This window comes from Streptomyces sp. NPDC107559, from assembly GCF_055657365.1.
Window position 1 is genome coordinate 62,189 of the sequence record NZ_JBVKBD010000007.1, and the last position, 20,660, is coordinate 82,848.

General features: G+C 71.9%; 19 protein-coding genes and 1 riboswitch. Of the genes, 5 read left to right on the forward strand and 14 right to left on the reverse strand.

The window, feature by feature from the left end; genetic code table 11:
• The first annotated feature begins 446 nt into the window (after nucleotides 1–446).
• Complete coding sequence (locus ACZ7OY_RS21545; protein WP_471912852.1) at nucleotides 447–2,312, forward strand: AAA family ATPase; 1,866 nt, start codon at nucleotides 447–449, stop codon at nucleotides 2,310–2,312.
• Nucleotides 2,313–2,337: 25 nt separating this feature from the next.
• Here ACZ7OY_RS21545 and ACZ7OY_RS21550 read toward each other — a convergent pair whose 3' ends face one another.
• The 10 genes from ACZ7OY_RS21550 to ACZ7OY_RS21595 all read right to left on the reverse strand — a co-directional run bounded on the left by ACZ7OY_RS21550 (nucleotide 2,338) and on the right by ACZ7OY_RS21595 (nucleotide 11,512).
• Nucleotides 2,338–3,462: a hemolysin family protein gene (locus ACZ7OY_RS21550; RefSeq protein WP_471912853.1), complete on the reverse strand. Its 1,125-nt coding sequence runs from the start codon at nucleotides 3,460–3,462 to the stop codon at nucleotides 2,338–2,340.
• Nucleotides 3,459–4,784: a hemolysin family protein gene (locus ACZ7OY_RS21555; RefSeq protein WP_351608899.1), complete on the reverse strand. Its 1,326-nt coding sequence runs from the start codon at nucleotides 4,782–4,784 to the stop codon at nucleotides 3,459–3,461. The genes ACZ7OY_RS21550 and ACZ7OY_RS21555 overlap by 4 nt, the downstream gene beginning before the upstream one ends.
• Nucleotides 4,785–5,011: 227 nt before the next feature.
• On the reverse strand, nucleotides 5,012–5,467 hold the full coding sequence (locus ACZ7OY_RS21560; RefSeq protein ID WP_384722957.1) for a PH domain-containing protein: 456 nt from the start codon (nucleotides 5,465–5,467) through the stop codon (nucleotides 5,012–5,014).
• Nucleotides 5,468–5,487: 20 nt separating this feature from the next.
• Complete coding sequence (hisG, locus tag ACZ7OY_RS21565) at nucleotides 5,488–6,336, reverse strand: ATP phosphoribosyltransferase (protein WP_351608904.1); 849 nt, start codon at nucleotides 6,334–6,336, stop codon at nucleotides 5,488–5,490.
• Nucleotides 6,337–6,414: 78 nt separating this feature from the next.
• A complete protein-coding gene (locus ACZ7OY_RS21570) occupies nucleotides 6,415–6,687 on the reverse strand; it encodes a phosphoribosyl-ATP diphosphatase (RefSeq protein WP_026249121.1) in 273 nt (90 codons plus the stop codon).
• A 34-nt stretch (nucleotides 6,688–6,721) separates the two neighbouring features.
• Nucleotides 6,722–7,207, reverse strand: a complete 486-nt coding sequence (gene ribH, locus ACZ7OY_RS21575; protein ID WP_385528092.1) for a 6,7-dimethyl-8-ribityllumazine synthase — start codon at nucleotides 7,205–7,207, stop codon at nucleotides 6,722–6,724.
• A gap of 21 nt (nucleotides 7,208–7,228) precedes the next feature.
• Nucleotides 7,229–8,518 carry a bifunctional 3,4-dihydroxy-2-butanone-4-phosphate synthase/GTP cyclohydrolase II gene (locus ACZ7OY_RS21580; RefSeq protein ID WP_384722950.1) on the reverse strand — a complete coding sequence of 430 codons (1,290 nt, stop codon included), beginning with the start codon at nucleotides 8,516–8,518 and terminating at the stop codon, nucleotides 7,229–7,231.
• A complete protein-coding gene (pnuC, locus tag ACZ7OY_RS21585; protein ID WP_384722947.1) occupies nucleotides 8,515–9,159 on the reverse strand; it encodes a nicotinamide riboside transporter PnuC in 645 nt (214 codons plus the stop codon). The genes ACZ7OY_RS21580 and pnuC overlap by 4 nt, the downstream gene beginning before the upstream one ends.
• Nucleotides 9,156–9,761: a riboflavin synthase gene (locus ACZ7OY_RS21590; RefSeq protein ID WP_351608914.1), complete on the reverse strand. Its 606-nt coding sequence runs from the start codon at nucleotides 9,759–9,761 to the stop codon at nucleotides 9,156–9,158. Before ACZ7OY_RS21590 ends, pnuC begins: the two co-directional genes overlap by 4 nt.
• A gap of 147 nt (nucleotides 9,762–9,908) precedes the next feature.
• A riboswitch (FMN riboswitch) is annotated at nucleotides 9,909–10,039 on the reverse strand.
• Nucleotides 10,040–10,327: 288 nt separating this feature from the next.
• On the reverse strand, nucleotides 10,328–11,512 hold the full coding sequence (locus ACZ7OY_RS21595) for an ROK family transcriptional regulator (RefSeq protein ID WP_471912854.1): 1,185 nt from the start codon (nucleotides 11,510–11,512) through the stop codon (nucleotides 10,328–10,330).
• A gap of 148 nt (nucleotides 11,513–11,660) precedes the next feature.
• On the opposite strand from ACZ7OY_RS21595, the gene ACZ7OY_RS21600 reads away from it, so the two are divergent.
• Nucleotides 11,661–12,872, forward strand: a complete 1,212-nt coding sequence (locus tag ACZ7OY_RS21600; protein ID WP_471912855.1) for an MFS transporter — start codon at nucleotides 11,661–11,663, stop codon at nucleotides 12,870–12,872.
• Here ACZ7OY_RS21600 and ACZ7OY_RS21605 read toward each other — a convergent pair.
• Entirely contained in the window at nucleotides 12,832–13,290 is a 459-nt protein-coding gene (locus ACZ7OY_RS21605) for an acyl-CoA thioesterase (protein ID WP_471912856.1), read from the reverse strand. The genes ACZ7OY_RS21600 and ACZ7OY_RS21605 overlap by 41 nt on opposite strands.
• A 208-nt stretch (nucleotides 13,291–13,498) precedes the next feature.
• Between ACZ7OY_RS21605 and ACZ7OY_RS21610 the strand changes: the two genes are divergently transcribed.
• On the forward strand, nucleotides 13,499–14,914 hold the full coding sequence (locus ACZ7OY_RS21610) for a uracil-xanthine permease family protein (RefSeq protein WP_471912857.1): 1,416 nt from the start codon (nucleotides 13,499–13,501) through the stop codon (nucleotides 14,912–14,914).
• Here the strand turns inward: ACZ7OY_RS21610 and ACZ7OY_RS21615 are convergent.
• Nucleotides 14,896–16,005 carry a glycoside hydrolase family 6 protein gene (locus ACZ7OY_RS21615; RefSeq protein WP_471913130.1) on the reverse strand — a complete coding sequence of 370 codons (1,110 nt, stop codon included), beginning with the start codon at nucleotides 16,003–16,005 and terminating at the stop codon, nucleotides 14,896–14,898. The two genes, ACZ7OY_RS21610 and ACZ7OY_RS21615, sit on opposite strands and share 19 nt — an antisense overlap.
• 174 nt (nucleotides 16,006–16,179) lie before the next feature.
• On the opposite strand from ACZ7OY_RS21615, the gene ACZ7OY_RS21620 reads away from it, so the two are divergent.
• Together ACZ7OY_RS21620 and ACZ7OY_RS21625 are read left to right on the forward strand one after the other, a co-directional pair.
• Nucleotides 16,180–16,866 carry a DUF5995 family protein gene (locus ACZ7OY_RS21620; RefSeq protein WP_471912858.1) on the forward strand — a complete coding sequence of 229 codons (687 nt, stop codon included), beginning with the start codon at nucleotides 16,180–16,182 and terminating at the stop codon, nucleotides 16,864–16,866.
• A 103-nt stretch (nucleotides 16,867–16,969) separates the two neighbouring features.
• Entirely contained in the window at nucleotides 16,970–17,899 is a 930-nt protein-coding gene (locus ACZ7OY_RS21625; RefSeq protein WP_471912859.1) for an LLM class F420-dependent oxidoreductase, read from the forward strand.
• A 48-nt stretch (nucleotides 17,900–17,947) separates the two neighbouring features.
• Here ACZ7OY_RS21625 and ACZ7OY_RS21630 read toward each other — a convergent pair whose 3' ends face one another.
• Entirely contained in the window at nucleotides 17,948–19,645 is a 1,698-nt protein-coding gene (locus ACZ7OY_RS21630) for a flavin monoamine oxidase family protein (RefSeq protein ID WP_471912860.1), read from the reverse strand.
• A gap of 71 nt (nucleotides 19,646–19,716) precedes the next feature.
• On the reverse strand, nucleotides 19,717–20,505 hold the full coding sequence (locus ACZ7OY_RS21635; protein WP_471912861.1) for a carbon-nitrogen hydrolase family protein: 789 nt from the start codon (nucleotides 20,503–20,505) through the stop codon (nucleotides 19,717–19,719).
• Between the last annotated feature and the right edge of the window lie 155 nt (nucleotides 20,506–20,660).

The window sequence follows — 20,660 nt, forward strand, 5'->3', positions numbered from 1 at the left end:
GTGAAGATCCCCGCACGGGAACTTCCAAGAGTGTCTCAACTCTGCTTGACCGGGCGCCCGTACAGGTCTTACGTTCTCAATGTGCGGAGTTGCAGGCCGCACCCTTGACGCGAAGCCCCCGGTTGTTCCCCCGTGATCGGGGGCTTCGTTCTGCCCGGGGCCCCTCTCCGGGCCCGTACCGGCTGCCGCGAGGCGTGATCCGCTCACGCTCGGTGACCATTCCCGCGGTCCATCCCGTCCGCTCCCACCTCGCCAAACGGCCGGTACCGCACCCTACGGCGGGTCGTGCCCCCGCAGGTACGATGCCCTCGGTGCGACCTACGGACGGCTGCTTCGCGCACTTGGCAACTCCGGTCCGCGGCACAGCGGTTCGACCAGGACACCGCCGGGCGACGCCCGGCGGCATCCATACCGACGGGGGCACGGTCTGTGGGGGACGTGACGTGATGGACTTCGGCACGCAGGGCCCGAAGGCCCCTGCCGACCTCGCCTGGACGCGAGGCGTGGACGCCTACACGATGGGGGCCTATCCGCAGGCGGAGGAGGAGTTCCGCAACGCGGTGCGGATCGACCCCGGAATGGCAGACGGCTGGCTCGGCCTGCACGCGCTGCGCGTCGACACCACGACCGCGCTGCTGCGGATGTTCCGGCACCGGGAGCGTTTCGGCGAGCAGCGGGCCAGGCACCGGCGCACGCTCAACTCCTGGTACTGGCTGGGCTGGTGGGTGCAGCCCGTACTGGAGAGCCCGCGCGACCTGCTGCTCGCGCACGCCTCCCACTGGCTCGACGGCCGCCATGTCCCGGAGCTGGACCGGGCGCTCGCCGGGCTCCCGCCCGTCGACGCCGATCCCCAGGTCCGCTTTCTGCACGCCTGCCGCGCCTACCTCGTCAAGGACTGGGAACAGCTCGTACGGCACACCGAGCCGCTGATCGACGACCCCATGCTCGGCATCGAGGCCGGCCTGTTCGGCGGGATGGCCCGGGTCCGGCTGGAGATGTACGGACAGGCCGAACCCCTGCTGTCGGCGGCCCTGATGCGCTGTCGCAGCGAGCAGCCGCAGCGCAAGGAACTGCGGTACTGGCTGGCGCGGGCCCACGAGGGGACGGGCCGCTCGGCGGCCGCGCTCCCGCTGTACCGGGCGGTGCACCGGGTCGACCCGGCCTTCATGGACACCTCGGCCCGGCTCGCGGCGATCGCCGAGGGCGACGGCTACGACGACCACGCCGACCTCGCCGCGATCACCCTCACCGGCACCGGACAGGACACCGTCGACGGTCCCGACCTGCTCGACCCGCTCTACGGCGCCGAGGGACGGGACCTCAAGTACCCCCCGACCGATCTGCCGCCGTCCGGACCACTGCCGTCGGCCGGCGACCCGGCCGTGCGCGCGAAGAGCGCCGTCCCCGCCTCGCCGCTGCCCGCCGGACCCACCGACCCCGGGTTACTCGAGGAAGCGCTCGCCGAGCTCGAGCGCATGGTGGGCCTGGAACCGGTGAAGCGCCAGGTGAAGGCGCTGTCCGCCCAGTTGAACATGGCCCGGCTGCGGGCCGGGCAGGGCCTTCCGGTGCAACCGCCCAAACGCCACTTCGTCTTCTCGGGCCCCTCCGGCACCGGCAAGACCACCGTGGCCCGCATCCTCGGCCGCGTCTTCTACGCCCTCGGTCTGCTGGGCGGCGACCATCTGGTGGAGGCGCAGCGGGCCGATCTCGTCGGCGAGTACCTCGGCCAGACGGCCGTGAAGGCCAACGAACTGATCGACTCGGCCCTCGGCGGTGTCCTCTTCGTCGACGAGGCCTACTCCCTGTCCAACACCGGCTACGGCAAGGGCGACGCCTACGGCGACGAGGCCCTCCAGGTGCTGCTGAAGCGGGCGGAGGACAACCGTGACCACCTGGTGGTGATCCTGGCCGGGTATCCGGAGGGCATGGACCGGCTGCTCGCCGCCAACCCCGGACTGTCCTCGCGCTTCACCACCCGGGTCGACTTCCCCTCGTACCGCCCTCTCGAACTGACCTCGATCGGCGAGGTGCTCGCCGCCGAGAACGGCGACGTGTGGGACGAGGAGGCGCTCGACGAACTGCGTTCCATCGCCGGGCACGTGGTCGACCAGGGCTGGATCGACGAACTGGGCAACGGGCGGTTCCTGCGCACGCTGTACGAGAAGAGCTGCGCCTACCGGGACCTGCGGCTGTCGATGTATCCGGGGAGCCTGTCGCGTGACGACCTGTCGACGCTGCGGCTGCCCGATCTGATGCAGGCGTACGGCGAGGTGCTGTCGGGCCGAGGCCCGCAGGATCCGTCGGCCCTGTGACGGATCCCGCGGGCCCGCTCGCGCGTCAGCTCGCCATGGCCCCCTCCGGGGACGGGGGTCCCGTCTGCTCCAGCGGGACCGGGATCTTGACGGCGCTGATCCGCGGCTCGGCCGCCCTGGGCTCCGGGGCCTTGCGGTGCGCCGGATCCCGTACCTCGCCGACCAGCAGCTCCAGCACGTCCTCCAGCGCGACCAGGCCGAGCACCTTCCCGGTGGGGTCGGCGACCTGGGCCAGGTGCGTCGCCGCGCGCCGCATCACCGTGAGCGCGTCGTCCAGCGGCAGTTCGGACCGCAGGGTCGTCATGGGCCGCCAGATGTGCTGCGGCACCGCCCGCTGCGACTCCTCCACGTCGAGTACGTCCTTGACGTGCAGGTACCCCATGAACGCGCCGTTCTCCGCCGCGATCGGGAACCGGGAGTAGCCGGTGCGGCCGGTGAGCTCGACGATCTGTCCGGGGGTGACCGAAGGACTGACCGTCACCAGGGACTCTCGCGGCAGCAGCACGTCCATGACCGGGCGGGAACCCAGTTCGAGGGCGTCCTCCAGGCGCTCCTGCTCCTCCGGGTCGAGCAGGCCGGCCTGCCCGGAGTCCTCCACCAGCCGGTTGAGCTGCTCGCTGGTGAAGACGGCCTCGACCTCGTCCTTGGGCTCGACGCGGAAGAGCTTCAGGATGCCCTGGGCGCAGGCGCCGAGGGCCACCGTGATCGGCCGGCACAGGCGGGCGAAGGCGACCAGACCGGGGCTGAGCCACAGCGCCGCCTTCTCGGGGGCCGCCATGGCGAGGTTCTTGGGCACCATCTCGCCGATCACGAGGTGGAAGAAGACCACCGCCGCGAGCGCGATGACGTACCCCAGGGGGTGGATCACGCCGGCCGGGAGGTGGACCGCCTCGAAGAGCGGCTCCAGCAGCCGGGCGACGGTCGGCTCGGCGACCGCGCCCAGGGTCAGCGAACAGACGGTGATGCCGAACTGGGCGGCGGCCATCATCTGCGGCAGCCGTTCCAGGCCGTAGAGCACCTGGCGGGCCCGGGCGGTGCCGAGCGGCTCGATCTGGCTGCGGCGCACGGACACCAGCGCGAACTCGGCACCGACGAAGAAGCCGTTGGTGAGCACGAGCAGGGCCGCGAAGACGAGTTGGAGCACGCTCATCGGGCCGCCTCCATCACCGCGGCGGTCCTGACCAGGCGCACCCGCTCGGCACGGTAGTGCCCGACCTGACGCACGGACAGCCGCCAGCCCGGCAGCTCGGCCCGGTCGCCGGGGGCCGGGATCCGGCCCAGCAGGTCGGCCACCAGACCCGCGACGGTCTCGTACGGGCCCTCAGGCACGTCGAGGCCTATGCGTTGCAGGATGTCCACCCGGCAGCTGCCGTCGACGTCCCAGGCGGGCCTGCCGTCCTCGGGCGGGGCGGCGGCGAGCTCGGGCAGGTCCTGGCCGTCGTGCTCGTCGCGGACCTCGCCGACGAGTTCCTCGACGATGTCCTCGAGGGTGACCACACCGGCCGTGCCGCCGTACTCGTCGACGACGACCGCGATGGGCTGCTCGCTGCGCAGCCGTGCCAGCAGCGGCTGCACGGGCAGCGACTCGGGCACCAGCAGCGCCGGGCGGGCGATCCGGCCGACGGGGGTGCGCAGCCGGTCCTGGGCGGGGACCGCCAGGGCGTCCTTGAGATGGACCATGCCGACGATTTCGTCGATCTTCTCCCGGTAGACGGGGAAGCGGGACAGACCGGTGGCCCGGGTGAGGTTGACCACGTCCTCGGCGGTCGCCGACGACTGGAGCGCGCTCACCCTGACCCGCGGGGTCATGACGTGCTGCGCGGTGAGCTCGCCCAGCGACAGGGTCCGTACGAAGAGGTCGGCCGTGTCCTGTTCCAGGGCGCCGGCCTGGGCCGAGTGCCGGGCGAGCGAGACGAGCTCGCCCGGGGTGCGGGCGGAGGCCAGCTCCTCGGCGGGCTCGATGCCCAGGGCGCGTACGAGCCGGTTGGCGACGGCGTTGAGCGCCGCGATGACCGGCCGGAACAGGCGGGCGAAGCCGTGCTGCGGGCCCGCGACGAACCGGGCGACCTGGAGCGGCTTGGACACCGCCCAGTTCTTGGGCACGAGTTCGCCGATCACCATCTGCACGGCCGCCGCCAGCAGCATGCCGACGACCACGGCGACCCCGGACGCGGCGCTCTCGGGCACGCCGAGCAGGGTGAACGGGCCGCGCAGCAGCCGCGCGAGCGCGGGCTCGGCGAGCATGCCGACGACGAGGGAGGTGATGGTGATGCCGAGCTGGGTGCCGGAGAGCTGGAAGGACAGCTCCTTGAGCGACTCGACGACCGTGCCGGCCCGTCGGTCGCCCTCGGCGGCGGCCTTCTCGGCCTCCGGGCGTTCGACCGTCACGAGGCCGAACTCGGCCGCCACGAAGAATCCGTTGGCGAGGATGAGCACAAAAGCCGCTCCGAGGAGCAGCAGGGAGATGGTCATGATGCCGCCGCCTCCGCAAAGACACGGACGCGGTCCGCGCTATGTCGGCAGGGGGCGGCGCAGGTACTGCAGGACGATCCGTCCATCGCCGGAGAGGGTCACTCCTCGGGTTGCAGGAATCCCCTGTGTGCCGGGACGGCACCACAGGGGTGGAGGCGCAGCGAAAGCGCCTCCGTCACCAGATTAATCAAGACACCGGCCTGTGCGGCAGGGTGGACGGCCCCGAGTCAGCCCTGATGTTGCTCCGGGTCGCGGATCGAGCGGGCTTCGACGAGCATGCGCAGGGTGCGCGCGTCGGCGACGGCCCGCTGCCTGGCGATGCCGGGCTGGATGCCGAGCGCGGGCAGGCTGGTGCCGTCACTGAGGTCGAGGAAGACCCAGGGGTCGCCCGCCCGCAGATTCACCCGGAGGATCTCCGCCCAGGCCAGACGGCGCCTGCTCGTGATGTTGACCACGGTGACACCGGAGTCGTCGGCGACGACCCTCACCCGGGCGAGCAGGGCCAGCACCCAGAAGATGACGGCCCCGGTGAGGATGAAGCTGAGCCGCTCCCCCGGGCCGAGCTGCTCCAGCAGCATCGCGACCGCGGAGATGACCACGAAGATCGCGACGCCGGCGCCGAGCAGCACGGCGCGGGTGTGTCCTGGCCGGAAGGTGACGGGCAGGCTGGGCAGGTCGGACATCGGTGTGCGGCTTCCCGGGCTCAGAGACGGCAGGCGTGGATGGCCGTGGTCAGGATGGCCCGTGCGCCGATGTCGTACAGGTCGTCCATGATCCGCTGGGCCTCCTTGGACGGGACCATCGCGCGGACGGCGACCCAGCCCTCGTTGTGCAGCGGGGAGACGGTCGGGGACTCCAGGCCGGGGGTCAGCGCGACGGCCTTCTCCAGCTGCTCGACCCGGCAGTCGTAGTCCATCATCACGTACGTCCGGGCCACCAGGACGCCCTGGAGGCGGCGCAGGAACTGCTGGACCTTGGGCTCCTCGACGTCCGCGCCGGTACGGCGGATGACGACGGCCTCGGACTTCATGATGGGGTCGCCGAAGACCTCAAGGCCCGCGTTGCGCAGCGAGGTGCCGGTCTCGACGACGTCCGCGATGACCTCGGCGACCCCGAGCTCGATGGCCGTCTCGACGGCGCCGTCGAGGTGGACCACGGAGGCGTCGACGCCCTGGTCGGCGAGGTAGCCCGCGACGATGCCCTCGTAGGAGGTGGCGACCGTGCGGCCCTTGAGGTCCTGGACGGTGCTCGCGGTGCCGGGCTTGGCGGCGAAGCGGAAGGTGGAGCGGGCGAAGCCGAGCGGCAGGATCTCCTCGGCCCCGGCGGCGGAGTCGACCAGCAGGTCGCGGCCGGTGATGCCGATGTCGAGGCGGCCGGAGGAGACGTAGATCGCGATGTCGCGGGGGCGGAGGTAGAAGAACTCGACCTCGTTGACCGGGTCGACGATCCGCAGCTCCTTGGACTCCCGGCGCTGCTGGTAGCCGGCCTCATGCAGCATCTCCGCCGCAGGTCCGGACAGGGAACCCTTGTTGGGGACGGCGATGCGCAGCATGAGGTCGGCTTCCTTCGCTCGGTCGTACGGGAGTGCCGTACGGGGAGTTTCGTACGGGGACGGTGGTGCGGGTGCGGCTCAGAGGTGGGCGTAGACGTCGTCCAGGGAGATCCCCCGGGCGACCATCATCACCTGGACGTGGTAGAGCAGCTGCGAGATCTCCTCGGCGGCTGCCTCCTTGCCCTCGTACTCGGCGGCCATCCAGACTTCGGCGGCCTCCTCGACGACCTTCTTGCCGATGGCATGGACACCCTTGCCGACCAGCTCGGCGGTGCGGGAGGTGGCGGGGTCGCCGGTGGCGGCCTTGTGCTGGAGCTCGGTGAAGAGCTCCTCGAAAGTCTTCTTGGACATGGTGGTCCTCACCCTACGCGCTCCCGCCGGTACCTCAGTGCCAGGGTTCGGATACTGAACGCAGGGTGGCCGCGGTCGCCACCGCCGCGGTCACCGCCTCGTGGCCCTTGTCCTCGTTGGAGCCCTCGATGCCCGCCCGGTCCAGTGCCTGTTCCTCGGTGTCACAGGTCAGCACGCCGAAGCCGACGGGCACGCCGGTCTCGACGGAGACCTGGGTGAGGCCCTGGGTGACGCCCTGGCACACGTACTCGAAGTGGGGCGTGCCGCCGCGGATGACGACACCGAGGGCGACGACCGCGTCGTAGCCGCGGCCCGCGAGGACCTTGGCCGCGACCGGGAGTTCCCAGCAGCCGGGGACCCTCAGCAGGGTCGGCTCGTCGATGCCGAGGTCGTGCAGGGCGCGCAGCGCGCCGTCGACCAGACCGTCCATCACCTTCTCGTGCCACTGCGCCGCGATGACGGCGACCCGCAGGTCCCCCACGTTGCGTACGGACAGTTCCGGTGCACCCTTGCCGCTCACGTCTCTCCTTCGTGCTGTCTCTTACTGGTTGCCGCAGGTGGACGCGGTGGGCGCGTCCAGCCAGGGCAGGTCGTGCCCCATCCGGTCCCGCTTGGTGCGCAGGTAGCGGAGGTTGTGCTCGCCCGCCTGCACGGGCATCGGCTCGCGGCCGGTGACCTCGATGCCGTGGCGCTCCAACGCGGCCGTCTTGTCCGGATTGTTGGTCATCAGGCGTACGCCGCGCACCCCGAGGTCGGCGAGGATCTGCGCGCCGGCTCCGTAGTCGCGGGCGTCGGCGGGCAGGCCGAGTTCGAGGTTGGCGTCGAGGGTGTCGTGGCCGCGCTCCTGGAGCTCGTAGGCGCGCAGCTTGGACAGCAGGCCGATGCCGCGGCCCTCGTGTCCGCGCAGATAGACCACCACGCCCCGGCCCTCGCTCTGGATGCGCTGCAGGGACGCGTCCAGCTGGGGGCCGCAGTCGCAGCGCTGGGAGCCGAAGACGTCGCCGGTGAGGCATTCGGAGTGGACGCGGACCAGGACGTCCTCGCCGTCGCCGATGTCGCCGTGGACCAGGGCGACATGCTCGACGCCGTCGACGGTGGAACGGTAGCCGTACGCGGTGAACGTGCCGTGGACGGTGGGCAGTCGGGTCTCGGCCTCGCGGCGGACGGTGGGTTCGGCGGAGCGCCGGTAGGCGATCAGGTCCTCGATGGAGATGATCGTCAGTCCGTGCTTGCGGGCGAACGGGATCAGTTCGGGCAGCCGCAGCATCCGGCCGTCCTCGCCGGCGATCTCGACGATCGCGCCGGCCGGACGCAGTCCCGCCAGCCGGGCGAGGTCGACGGCGGCCTCGGTGTGGCCGTTGCGGACCAGGACGCCGCCCGGCCGGGCGCGCAGCGGGAAGATGTGGCCGGGACGGACCAGGTCGGTGGGCTGTGCGGTCCCGCTCGCGAGGAGCTGGAGCGTGGTCGCGCGGTCGGCGGCCGAGATGCCGGTGCTCACGCCGTGGGCGGCGGATGCGTCCACGGAGACGGTGAACGCGGTCTTCATGGACTCGGTGTTGTCCTCGACCATCTGCGGGAGCCGGAGCCGGTCGAGTTCCTCGCCCTCCATGGGGGCGCAGATCAGGCCGCGGCACTCGCTCATCATGAAGGCGACGATCTCGGGGGTGGCCTTCTCGGCGGCCACGACGAGGTCGCCCTCGTTCTCGCGGTCCTCGTCGTCGACGACGACGATGGGCCGGCCGGCCGCGATGTCGGCGATGGCCTGTTCGATCGGGTCGAGCACGAAGTCCTCGAAGTCGTCGGAGCCGTACAGGATCGGTGCCGTGCTCATGCCGGTGCTCCTTCCAGGGCGGGCTGGGGGCCCTTGCGGGACCGCAGCCACCAGTCGCGCATGCCCCACAGGACGAGCGCGCCGTAGATGACGTAGACGAATCCGGAGAAGGCGAAGCCGTTGGCGAAGTTCAGGGGGACGCCGACGACGTCGACGAGCAGCCAGGCGAACCAGAACTCGACCATGCCGCGCGCCTGGGCGTACATCGCGACGACGGTGCCGACGAAGATGTAGGCGTCGGGCCAGGGGTCCCAGGACAGGGACGGGTAGGCCTTGAAGAGCAGGGCCACGGCGACGGTGCCGACGGCGGCGGCCGCGACCAGCACCGCGCGCTCGCGCCAGGTGGCGAAGCGCACGGCGATGTGGCCGTCCTCGCCCTGGCCCCGGCCGCGGTTCCACTGCCACCAGCCGTAGACGGCGACGACCATGACGACGATCTGCTTGCCCGCGCTGCCGGAGAGGTGCGCGGTGGCGAAGGCCGCGAACAGGATGAGGCCGGAGACGAACTGGGCGGGCCAGCTCCACAGGGAGCGCCGCCAGCCGAAGGCGAGCGCGATCAGCCCGATCACGTTGCCGATCATGTCCGACCACTTGATGTGCTGGTCGAGCAGGACGAAGGCCTCGGAGTTCAGCCAGTTCACCGGGTGCTCCCCTGGCCGGCCGCGAGCAGGCGCTCGACGTACTTGGCGACGACGTCCACCTCGAGGTTGACCGGGTCGCCGGGCTGCTTGTGGCCGAGCGTGGTCAGGGCGAGGGTGGTGGGGATGAGGCTGACGGTGAAGTAGTCGGGGCCGGCCTCGACGACGGTGAGGCTGATGCCGTCGACCGTGATGGAGCCCTTCTCGACGACATAGCGCGCGAGGTCCGCGGGAAGCGAGACCTTCACGATCTCCCAGTTCTCGGAGGGGGTGCGCGCCAGGACTTCGCCGGTGCCGTCGACGTGGCCCTGCACGATGTGTCCGCCGAGGCGGGCGCCCACGGCGGTGGGGCGTTCGAGGTTGACGCGGGAGCCGACGCCCAGGGCGCCGAGGCTGGAGCGGTCGAGGGTCTCGGCCATGACGTCGGCGGTGAACTCGTCACCCTCGTGCTCGACGACCGTGAGACAGACACCGTTCACGGCGATGGAGTCACCGTGCTTCGCGCCCTCGGTCACGACGGGGCCGCGCAGCCGGAAGCGCGAGGCGTCGCCGAGGTTCTCGACGGCGGTGATCTCGCCCAGCTCTTCGACGATTCCGGTGAACACTTCCCGGGTCCTCCTGCCACATAGGGGCACGGACTCCGGGGCCTGTCGAGGACGACAGAAAGTACGGACAACGGCACCGGGGGCGACGCCGGACAGACCCGTCCACACGGACGAGCACATACGGCGGCGCGCACGAATGCCCGCCCGCCGCGCACTGCCTCCCATCCGGACTTTAACCGTCGGTCCAGGAATTTCACCTGGTCAACCGGCCGCTGGAAGCGACCGGGTCGCGGACTGTAACCGCCGGTTCGGACTTTCACCGACCCCGGAGTGCGCTGCTTTAGGTACAGGGCCAGTCTGCCACGGCCGATCGGTGTCCATGCGAGTGGCCCGTGTGGGGTCGCTCACAAGTGACGTCAACGGACTTCCCGCACGGCCGCAGGGGCCCTAACCGCCGCTCACCCCGGACCACTTGAGGCTGGTCCGTACCTATTGACGGAGTGGTCTAGTCCTTTTTAGGGTTCGGATCATGCCCGGCGGCGGTGACGACGGCCCTTGCCCGCCGCCGGGCCGCCCCACACCTGCATCCCCACACCTGCGCCCCTGCCCCTCGCCGGGCGATCCCGCTACGGCTCCCGCGGTCCGAACAGTTCCCGCTGGGCCGACTCACGTGCCGTCAGCAGCGCCCCGCGCAGCACCGCGGCACCGCCCAGCAGGCCGGCCCGCACCTCCGTAGGCAGCGGGGACATCCCGCGGGTCCGCTCCGCGACCCGGGCGGCGAGCACCTCGCCCCCGGCCTGCCCCACCTCGCCACCCAGGACCACGCAGCCCGGGTCCAGCACGGCGGCGACGGAGGCGACCCCGACGGTGACCCGGCCGGCCAGGGCGTCCAGGAAACGGTCGGCGGCGGCACCGGACGAGGAGACGGCCTCGGCGACCAGGGCCGCGGCCCGCGGCTCGTGGGCGGCCGGCGCGGCGAGGATGCCGTACTCCGCGGCGAGGGCGGTGATCGCCTCCGACCCCACCAGGGCATGGAAACCGCCGTCGCAGCCCGTGGCCGAGGGGAGCCCGCCGGTCCCCGGCACCGGCAGGAAGCCGATCTCCCCGGTGCCGCCGGAGGCGCCCCGGCGCAGGACGCCGTCGAGGACGACGGCCGCACCGGTGCCGTGGCCGAGCCAGAGCAGCACGAAGGTGTCGTGGTCGCGGGCCGCGCCGTCGCGCTGCTCGGCCAGGGCGGCGAGGTTGGTCTCGTTCTCGACCAGGACACGGGCGTCCGGGAACCGCTCCTGGAGCGCGGTCACCAGACGGCGGTGCCATTCGGGCAGACCCGTGGAGTCGCGCAGTTCACCGGTGGCCGGCGCGATCAGGCCGGGGGCACCGATGCCGACCGTGTGCAGCCGGTCGACACCGGCCTCCTTCGCGACCCGTTCGACCAGCGCGACCGCCCGTTCGAGGGCCGGCCCCGTGTCCGTGTCGCCGCCGATCGGCACCGAGGCCTCGGCGAGCACCTCGCCGAGCAGGTCGGAGACGACCACGGTGACGCCCTCGGTGCGCACGTCCAGGGCGGCGAGATGGGCGAGGTCGGCGACGATGCCGTACAACCGGGCGTTCGGGCCGCGCCGTTGCTCCCCGGACTCGCCCACCACCGCGATCAGGCCGGAGACGGTGAGGCGCTCGACGAGGTCGGCGACGGTCGGCCGGGACAGGCCGGTGCGCTCTTTCAACTGCCCTGCCGTCAACGGACCTTCCTGCAACAGCCGCAGGGCGAGCCGGTCGTTGATGGCCCGGGCGGTGCTCGGGGATGCGGGCATGCCGGGAATCCTCCCAGATCGGCGCGGCCGCCCGGCGGGCACCTGCCCCCTCGTACCGCGTGGCCTCATTACCCCTATCTATCAGGCAGGGTTCCTGATAGTTTACGTCGGCGCTACGGGGATACACACGTCCGGGAGGGGCCCGAGAATGAGTGCAGTGGTCTACGAGGCGTCCGAGGTGCGGCGCGCCCGGTACGCCGTGGCGGCCGTGTTCGCCGTGCACGGCGCCGTCACCGGCTCGTTCGCGACCCGGGTGCCCTGGATCCAGGACCACGCCTCGCTCAGCACCGGCCAGCTCGGGCTGGCCCTGGCCTTCACGGCGTTCGGCGCCTCCTGCGCCATGCCGCTGGCCGGCCGGATCAGTCACACCCTCGGCAGCCGCAACGCCCTGCGCTGCCTGATCGCGCTGTGGACGGTGTCGCTGATCCTGCCCGCCCTGGCGACCAACCTGTACACGCTGTGCCTGGCGATGTTCGCCTACGGGGCGAGCGCGGGCATGGCGGACGTGGCGATGAACGCGCTGGGCGTCGAGGTCGAGCGGCTGCTCGACAAGTCGATCATGTCCGGGCTGCACGGCATGTGGAGTGCGGGCGCGCTGATCGGCTCTGCGGCCGGCACGCTCGCCGCCCACCTCGGATCGGACGCACGCCTGCACTTCGCGCTCGCCGCCGCGGTCCTCACCCTGCTCGGCGTGTCCGTCTGCCGCTGGGTGCTGGACCTCCAGCCGGCCGAGGACGAGGAGCCGCCGCCGCGGTTCGCGCTGCCGCCGCGCTCGGCGCTGCTGATCGGCGCGGTCGGCTTCTGCGCGGTGTTCGCGGAGGGCGCCAGCCTGGACTGGTCGGCGGTGTACCTGCGCGACCGGCTGGAGGCGTCGGCGGGTCTCGCGGCGGCCTCGACGACCGGGTTCATGCTGACCATGGCGGTGGCCCGGATCCTCGGGGACGCGGCGGTGGACCGCTTCGGCGCGGTGCGCACGGTCCGCGCGGGCGGTGTCCTGGCCGCACTCGGCGGGCTGCTCGTCGTGGCGGCCGGCCATCCGGCCGTGGCGATGGGCGGGTTCGCGCTGATGGGGCTCGGTATCGCGGTCGTCGTACCGCTGTGCTTCGCGGCGGCGGGCCGCAGCGGCCCGAACCCCAGCCAGGCCATCGCGGGCGTCGCGACGATCACGTACACCTCGGGACTGATCGCGCCGAGCCTGATCGGCGGGGTCGCCCAGGCGACCAGTCTGATGGTGTCGTTCTGCCTGGTGGCCGCGCTGTCCTGCGGGCTCGCCGTGTTCGCCGGCGTGCTGCGGGCCGGCGAGCGCGACCGGCCGACGGTCAGTCCGCGGGCCGCAGCAGTTCCCGACCCGCGGCCCTGAACCGCTCGCTCCAGGGCGCGGGACGCAGGGTGGCCGCGTCCAGCCGGACCAGCACCCGGGTGCCCTGGGCGTAGGTCACCGCCCCGTCGGCCGAGCAGAACCGGAACCCGTACGTCAGACCGGTGTTGCCGAGCCGTTCCAGCCAGAGGTGGACGGCGTAGGTGCCGGTCCGGGTGACCGGGGCGTCGTAGCTGATCCGGAGTTCCCGGACCGCGTTGCAGGCGTCCCCGGCCGCCACCCAGTCGCCGTCGAACCGTATGCCGTGCTCCTGCCACAGCTCGCTCCACGCCCGCTCGACCATGAGCGGGTAGCGGGCGTTGTGCAGCAGGCCGAGGGCGTCGAGGTCGTCGAAGTGGACGGTGACGGGGACGAGTCGGCCGTAGGAGAGGGCGGGGGCGATCGGGGCTTCGGCGGTCACGGGTGGTGCTCCTGACACAGTTGAGACGCTTACGTCCATCCTAAGCGGACGCTCAGCAGCCTCCTCGCCTCACATGCCCCACTCTCCCCATCCGACCCGCCCACCCCACACGTCACGCTCTCCGGGTCTCCCAGAAAGGGCCCTGACCAGGCACCTCCCCGACAATGGTGCGGACGGTCGCACCTTCCGACGAAAGCGAACCCGCACCATGGATCTCGGTGTCCGCTGGAAACTGCACGGGGACGGACGCACTCCGGCGCCGGGCGCGGTGGTCCGGCCCGACGAGCGGCTGTCCTGGCCCCGCACGGTGGGGCTCGGGGCCCAGCACGTGGTGGCGATGTTCGGCGCGTCGTTCGTGGCCCCCGTGCTGATGGGCCTGGACCCGAACCTGGCGATCATGATGTCCGGCGTCGCCACCGTGATCTTCCTGCTCGCGACCCGCGGCCGGGTGCCCAGCTACCTGGGCTGTTCGCTGTCCTTCGTCGGGGTCGCCGCGGTGATCCGCGCCCAGGGCGGCACCAGCGCCACGGTGACCGGCGCGGTCTTCGTCGTCGGCGTCGCCCTGTTCCTGGTCGGACTGGCCGTGCAGCGCTTCGGAGCACGGATCATCCACGCCGCGATGCCCCCGATCGTGACCGGCGCGGTCGTGATGCTGATCGGCTTCAACCTCGCCCCGGTCACCGCCTCCACGTACTGGCCGCAGGACCAGTGGACGGCCCTGCTGGTGATGCTGTTCACCGGTATGGCGGTCGTCTGTCTGCGTGGTTTCTGGTCCCGCATCGCGATCTTCCTGGGGCTGGTCTTCGGATACGGCATCTCCTGGGCCTTCGACGCGATCTTCGGGAAGATCCACTCGGTGGACGCGAGCGGCAAGCTCACCGACCACTGGCGGCTGGACCTGTCCGGCGTCGGCAAGGCCCACTGGATCGGACTGCCGTCGTTCCACGGGCCGACGTTCCAGTGGTCGGCGATCCTGGTCGCGCTGCCGGTCGTCATCGCGCTGGTCGCGGAGAACGCCGGGCACGTCAAGGCGGTCGGCGAGATGACCGGGGACCCGCTGGACGACGAGCTCGGCACGGCGATCTCGGCGGACGGCGCGGCCTCCATGCTGTCGACCGCGGTGGGCGGTCCGCCCAACACCACCTACTCCGAGAACATCGGAGTGATGGCCGCGACCCGCGTCTACTCGACCGCCGCCTACTGGGCCGCCGCCGGCTTCGCCCTGCTGTTCGGCCTGTGCCCGAAGTTCGGCGAGGTCGTCGCGGCGATCCCGGGCGGGGTGCTCGGCGGCATCACGGTGATCCTCTACGGCATGATCGGCCTGCTCGGCGCCCAGATCTGGCTCAACGCCAGGGTGGACCTGCGCAACCCGCTGAACCTGGTGCCGGCCGCCGCGGGCATCATCATCGGCGTCGGCAACGTCAGCATGAAGTTCACGGCCAACTTCTCGCTGAGCGGGATCGCCCTCGGCACCCTGGTCGTCATCACCGGCTACCACGCGCTGCGCGCCTTCGCGCCGGCCCACCTCAAGCCCCAGACACCACTGCTGGACGCGGGCACGTCGACGTACGACGACGACTCCGGCGGCGACAGCGGCAGCGGCGGTCAGCCCGCCAGGTCGTAGGCGTACGAGGCGCTGAACGTCCCCGGCTCCCCCTTGCAGCCGTCGGACTCCCCCGGCAGCTTCACCCACAGATAGGCGTCGATGCGCCCCTCGCCGGTGTCCAGCGTGGGCGCCCGGCCGATCCTCCGGCCGTCCGGGTCGCACCACTGTCCGCCGGCCGGGGCGCCGTTGCCGTTGCGACTGGTGTCGATCACCGCGCCGAGGTCCGCGGACCCGCCGAGGGCGTCGAGGACCGCACGGTCGTAGGTGATCTCGTCGGCGGTCCGGTGGAAGTTGGAGACGTTGCTGAAGACGCCGTCCGAGGAGGCGGGCGACGCGGCACCCGCCTGCCTGAGCAGGGCCGCCTGCTGCGCCGCGGGGTTCCAGGCCGAGTGGCCGGCGTCGTAGTAGACCCGGGCCCGCGGGTCGGCACCCTTGAGGACCCGGCCGGCCCGGGCCAGCGAGGCGAAGCGGGCGCCGCGGTCGGCGGCGGAGAGGCAGTCGGACTGCGCGACCGCGTCGGGTTCCAGCACCACCATGACCTCGCCGGAGCCCAGCCCGGCGGCGACCTCGTCGATCCAGCCGTCGTAGGCGTCGAGGTCGGACGCCCCGCCCTCGGAGGCCCCGCCGCAGTCGCGGTCCGGGATGGCGTACACGACGACGGTCGGCACCCGGCCCGCGGCGGCCGCCGACGCCGTGACCTCGCGGACCCGCGCGGTGGTGTCCGTCGCGTCGGCGTCGGTGAACCACACCGCGGCCGGCTGTTCGGCGATCCGGGACTCGATGACGGCCGCGCGGGGGTCGCCGGGGTGGTCGTGGACCCACTCGTCCACCTGCGAGTCGGGGTAGTGGTAGAGGCGGGGCGACACGGCGGCGGTCGCCCGGGCCCGTCGGGGGCCGGCCGGGGAGGCGGTGGGACTCGCCTTCGGCCTGGACGACGGCGAGGGCGAGGCCTTGGCCGTGGGGACCGGCGGCACGGCCGGCCACGACGCCAGGGCCGGTGAACCGGTCGGACCGGGCCGGGCCTCGCCGGAACCCCGGGCCTCGCCCGGCGCGGACGTCAACCCGGCCACGGCGGCGACGGCCACCACCACGGACGCGAGCGCGACCATGCTCCCCCGCCCGACGGCGCGGCCGCGCCGGTCCTCGCGCGCGGCCGGACGCTGGGCACGTAAGCCTGCCAAGGTGCTGATCCCCTCTCCCGCACGACGGGATCGTTCCCTCGTTCTGGGGAAGCGTCGGGCCCGCCGGCACGTCGCAGAGCCTAGGACTGGGACCCTGCCCTCATGGCGCAATTGGCACAGTTCACCACTTCCGTAGACACCGTGGTCTCCCGTATGCGCGCCCTGGACGCGACCCTGGACGCGCGGGACGGGATCGCGGTCTTCAACCGCGTCTACCTCACGGTGACCGAGGAGGTCGACCGGCACATCGACCGTGGGGAGTTCACGGACCCGCGGGCCGCGAGCACGCTGGACGTCCGGTTCGCCGAGCGCTATCTGGCGGCGGTCGACGCGGTGGCCGACGGGCGCCGCCCACCGGCCTGCTGGCGGCCGCTGTTCCAGCTCCGACGTCATCCGGGGGTACGCCCGGTGCAGTTCGCGCTCGCGGGCATCAACGCGCACATCGGCCACGACCTGGCGCTCGCCGTCGTGGACGCCTGTCGTACGCTCGGCTGCGAACCCGCGGCTCTGGAGGACGAGTTCGACCGCGTGGGCGAGCTGCTCGGGTCGCTGGAGGAGCGCATCCGCGACGAGCTGACACCGGGTCCCGACCTGTTCCGGATCGCCGATCCGCTGGCCCATCTGCTCGGCTCCTGGAGCCTGGAACGCGCCCGGGACGCCGCCTGGTCGGCGGCACGGGCCCTGTGGGCGCTGCGCGCACTGCCCGACGTGGCCGGGGAGTTCGCGCAGCGCCTGGACGCGGCGGTCGGTCTGGCGGGCCGCATGCTGCTGACACCGCTGCCCGTCTGATCCGCCGCGCCGGTGTCCGGATCCGGCCACCGCAGACCTGAACCGCCGTATGCGCGTTGTACGTTCGGCGGAACCGCACCCTGTGTCGAAGGAGCAGTCGGACATGGCGACCAAGCTCGGACTCGGTCTTCCGCAGAACCGGAAGTACGACCTCGGCCGGGACGTGCCCGACGTGGCCCGCACCGCGGAGGCGATCGGCTACGACAGCCTCTGGGTCTACGAGCGGCTCCTCGTCCCCGAACCCGCCACCCAGGGTCTGTACAACATCGAGGGCCTGCCCTGGCCTGACGAGTACCGCGGGGTGGCCGAACCGCTGGTCACGCTCACGCTCGCCGCGGCGGCCACCGAACGGGTCGAGCTGGGCAGCAGTGTGCTGGTCGCCCCGCTGCACATGCCGTTCCGGCTCGCCAAGACGCTCGCCACGCTGGACGCGGTCAGCGGCGGCCGGGTGCTCGCGGGCTTCGGCACGGGCTGGTCGCACGACGAGTACGCGGCCTCGTCGGTGCGCCCGTTCGAGGAGCGCGGCGCCGCCCTGGACGAGCTGATCGGGGTGTGCCGCGCGGTCTGGGGCCCGGACCCGGTGTCGTACGACGGCCGGGTCACGCGGATCGCCTCGGCGGTCGTGGGTCCCAAGCCCGCCCGGCCGATCCCGATCCTGCTGGCGGCGGGCCCGGGGCCGGCCCAGCGCCGGCTCGTCGACCACGCCGACGGATGGCTTCCGGTGGCCATGGGCGCGGAGAGACTCGCCGCGCAGTGGCGCGCGTTGCAGGAGCTGGCCGCCGAGCGCGGACGCACCCGGCCGATCCGGACCGTGCTGCGCGCCAACGCCCGGTACCTGGCCCAGGGCCGCTCCGGGACCGGCCGTGCGCCGTTCCACGGCAGCGTCGACCAGATCGTCGAGGACCTCGCCGCGCACGCCGAGGTCGGTCTCGACGAGATCCTCGTCGAGCTCCAGTCCGGGACGCGGGACGCGCAGGAACTGAAGGATGTGGCGGCGGAGGTCTACGAGAAATCTCGGGCGGCGGGGATCTGAGCCCGCCGCCCGGGTCCGGCTCGGGCCGGCTGACCTCCGTCGGCGGGGTCAGTCCTCCGGGAGTTCCACGGGGGCGATGTCGGCGTAGACGTCGCCCGGGCCCGGGTTGGTCTCGTCGGTCGTGCCGCCGAAGTGGTGCATGACGCCCCAGACCGCGTTCAGCGCGGTCTGGATCGCGCCCTCGGCCCAGCCCGCCGTCCACGAGATGTCGTCACCCGCGAGGAAGATGCCCCGCTTGTCCTCGGGCAGCGACTCCTGCATGAAGTGCGTGAACAGGCGCCGCTGGTAGCGGTAGTGACCGGGCAGGTTGGCCTTGAACGCGCCCATGAAGTAGGGCTCGTTCTCCCAGGACACGGTCACCGGGTTGCCGATGATGTGCTTGCGGATGTCGACCTTCGGGTAGATCTCGCCGAGCGACTTCAGCATGACCTCCATCCGCTCGCTCGCGGACAGCGGCAGCCACTTCAGGCTGTCGTCGCACCACGTGTACGACAGGCAGATGACGGCGGGCTTGTCCGGGCCGTCGTCCAGCAGGTAGGTGCCGCGGGTCATGCGGTCGGTGAGGGTCATCGACATGACGTCCCGGCCGGTCTCCTCGTCCTTGTCCAGCCAGAACGGCCGGTCCACGGGCACGAAGAGCTTGCTGGACTCCATGTAGTGGGTGCGCTCGATCGCGGTCCAGTGGTCGATCGGGAAGAGCGAGTCGTCGCAGGCGATCTTCGACAGCAGCATCCAGGACTGGGCGGTGAAGATCGCCGCCCGGTAGGTGCGGATGTCCCCGTCGGCGTCCGTGACGGTGATCCGGTTGCCGGCGGTGCGGTGCAGCCGCGTCACGGCGGGACGCGGCGCGCCGTCCTCGTGGAGCGACTTCAGCGAGGTGCCGTACGCCCAGTGGACGATCTTCTCCGGCTCGCGCTCCCACAGGCGCAGCGGCAGCTGCTGGGAGCCGCCGACGATGCCGCGGTGGTGGTCGTCCGCCTCGGTGTAGACGACCCGCAGGATCTCCAGGATGGAGTTGGGGAAGTCGGTGTCCCAGCCGCCGGTGCCGAAGCCGACCTGGCCGAAGATCTCGCGGTGCCGGAAGGACTTGAAGGACTCCGACTCGCAGAGGAAGCCGTAGAAGGTCTGGTTGTCGAGCTTCTCGACGAGCCGGGCCCAGATCTCGCGGATGCGCGGCACGTCGCGCTCACGCATGGCCTGGTTCATGTCGGAGAAGTCGGCGCCGTCCTCGAGGCAGGCGTTCCAGGCGTTCATCACGTCGCGGTAGACCTGCGGCAGGTCGTCGACGCTGGTCGCGTAGTGCGACTCGCCCTTGAGATCGACGACGGTCGACGGGGTCGCCTCGGCGAGGGGGTTGGGGAAGGGCTGGGTCTCAAGGCCCACCATGTCGATGTAGTGCTGGAGCGCCGTGGAGGACGGCGGGAAGCGCATCGCACCCATCTCCGCGGTGAGGGAGGGGTCGCAGCCCTCGAAGCCCACGGTCCGCAGCCGGCCGCCGATCTGGTCGGCCTCGTACACGACGGGCTTGAGGCCCATCTTCATCAGCTCGTACGCGGCCACCACACCGGACAGGCCGCCGCCGATGACGGCGACCTCCGCGCCGTGCTCGGTCGCGGGTATCTGGCCGAGGCCCGCCGGGTGGGCGAGGAAGTCGTCGTACGCGTACGGGAAGTCCGGGCCGAACATGGTGATCGGCAGCTGCTGCTCGTCTGCGTGCTCGGCGGCGTTGGGCACGGTGGACGTCATGGGGTACGGACTCCTTGCGCGAAAAACATGGGGACGAGGGAGCGGGGAGGGCTGGAGGGGAGCGGCGGCGGTCAGACCAGGGACCCGTAGAGGCCCGGACGGCGGTCCTTCAGATACGGGTTCGTCTCGCGGGACGCGGCGAGGAAGGCGGGGTCCACGTCGGCGAGCAGCAGTTCGTCCGCGCGGCCGGCGCGGGTGCGGGCGACCCCGTCGGGACCGGCCAGCGTGGACAGCCCGACGAACTCGAACTCCCCTTCGCGGCCGACCCTGTTGACGTAGGCGACGTACATCTGGTTCTCGAAGGCGCGCACCGGCACCACGGACTCGGCGACGAACTGGAACGGGTGCATCTGCGCCGTCGGCACCACCAGGAGATCGGTGCCGGCCAGGGCGTGGGCGCGGACGTTCTCCGGGAACTCGACGTCGTAGCAGATCATGATGCCGACCCGCAGACCGTTCAGCTCGGCCTGGACGACAGGCGTCCCGCCCGGGACGAAGTGCTCGTGCTCGAAGCAGCCGAAGAGGTGGGTCTTGCGGTAGTTCGCGAGGCGGCTGCCGTCGGCGGAGATCAGCTGTGCGGAGTTGAAGACGATCTCGCCGTCGCGCTCGGGGTATCCGTAGGCGACCGCGAGGCCGTGCCGGCCGGCGATCTCGGCGATCTCGTCGGCGCAGGCGCCGTCGGCGGGTTCGGCCAGGCGGCCGATGTCGTCGCCGATCGCGTACCCGGTCAGGAACATCTCCGGGGTGACCAGCAGCGCGGCGCCCGCGGCGGCGGCACGGCCCGCGGCCTCGTCGAGGACCTTGAGGTTCTCGACGACGGAACCGGGGCGGCCGGAGCTCTGGAGCAGGGCGGTGCGCATGCGTGTTCCTCACCGGATACGGAGGGGGTCGGGGTCACGTAGACGGTACGGGCGGCGGAGCGGGCCGGACAAGGAGGAGCCGTTGCGCGCCGGTGAGCGGTTCGTTGCGTCGCACCCGGGGTCGGCGGCGATTCGTTGCGCGGGCCCGCTCGCGT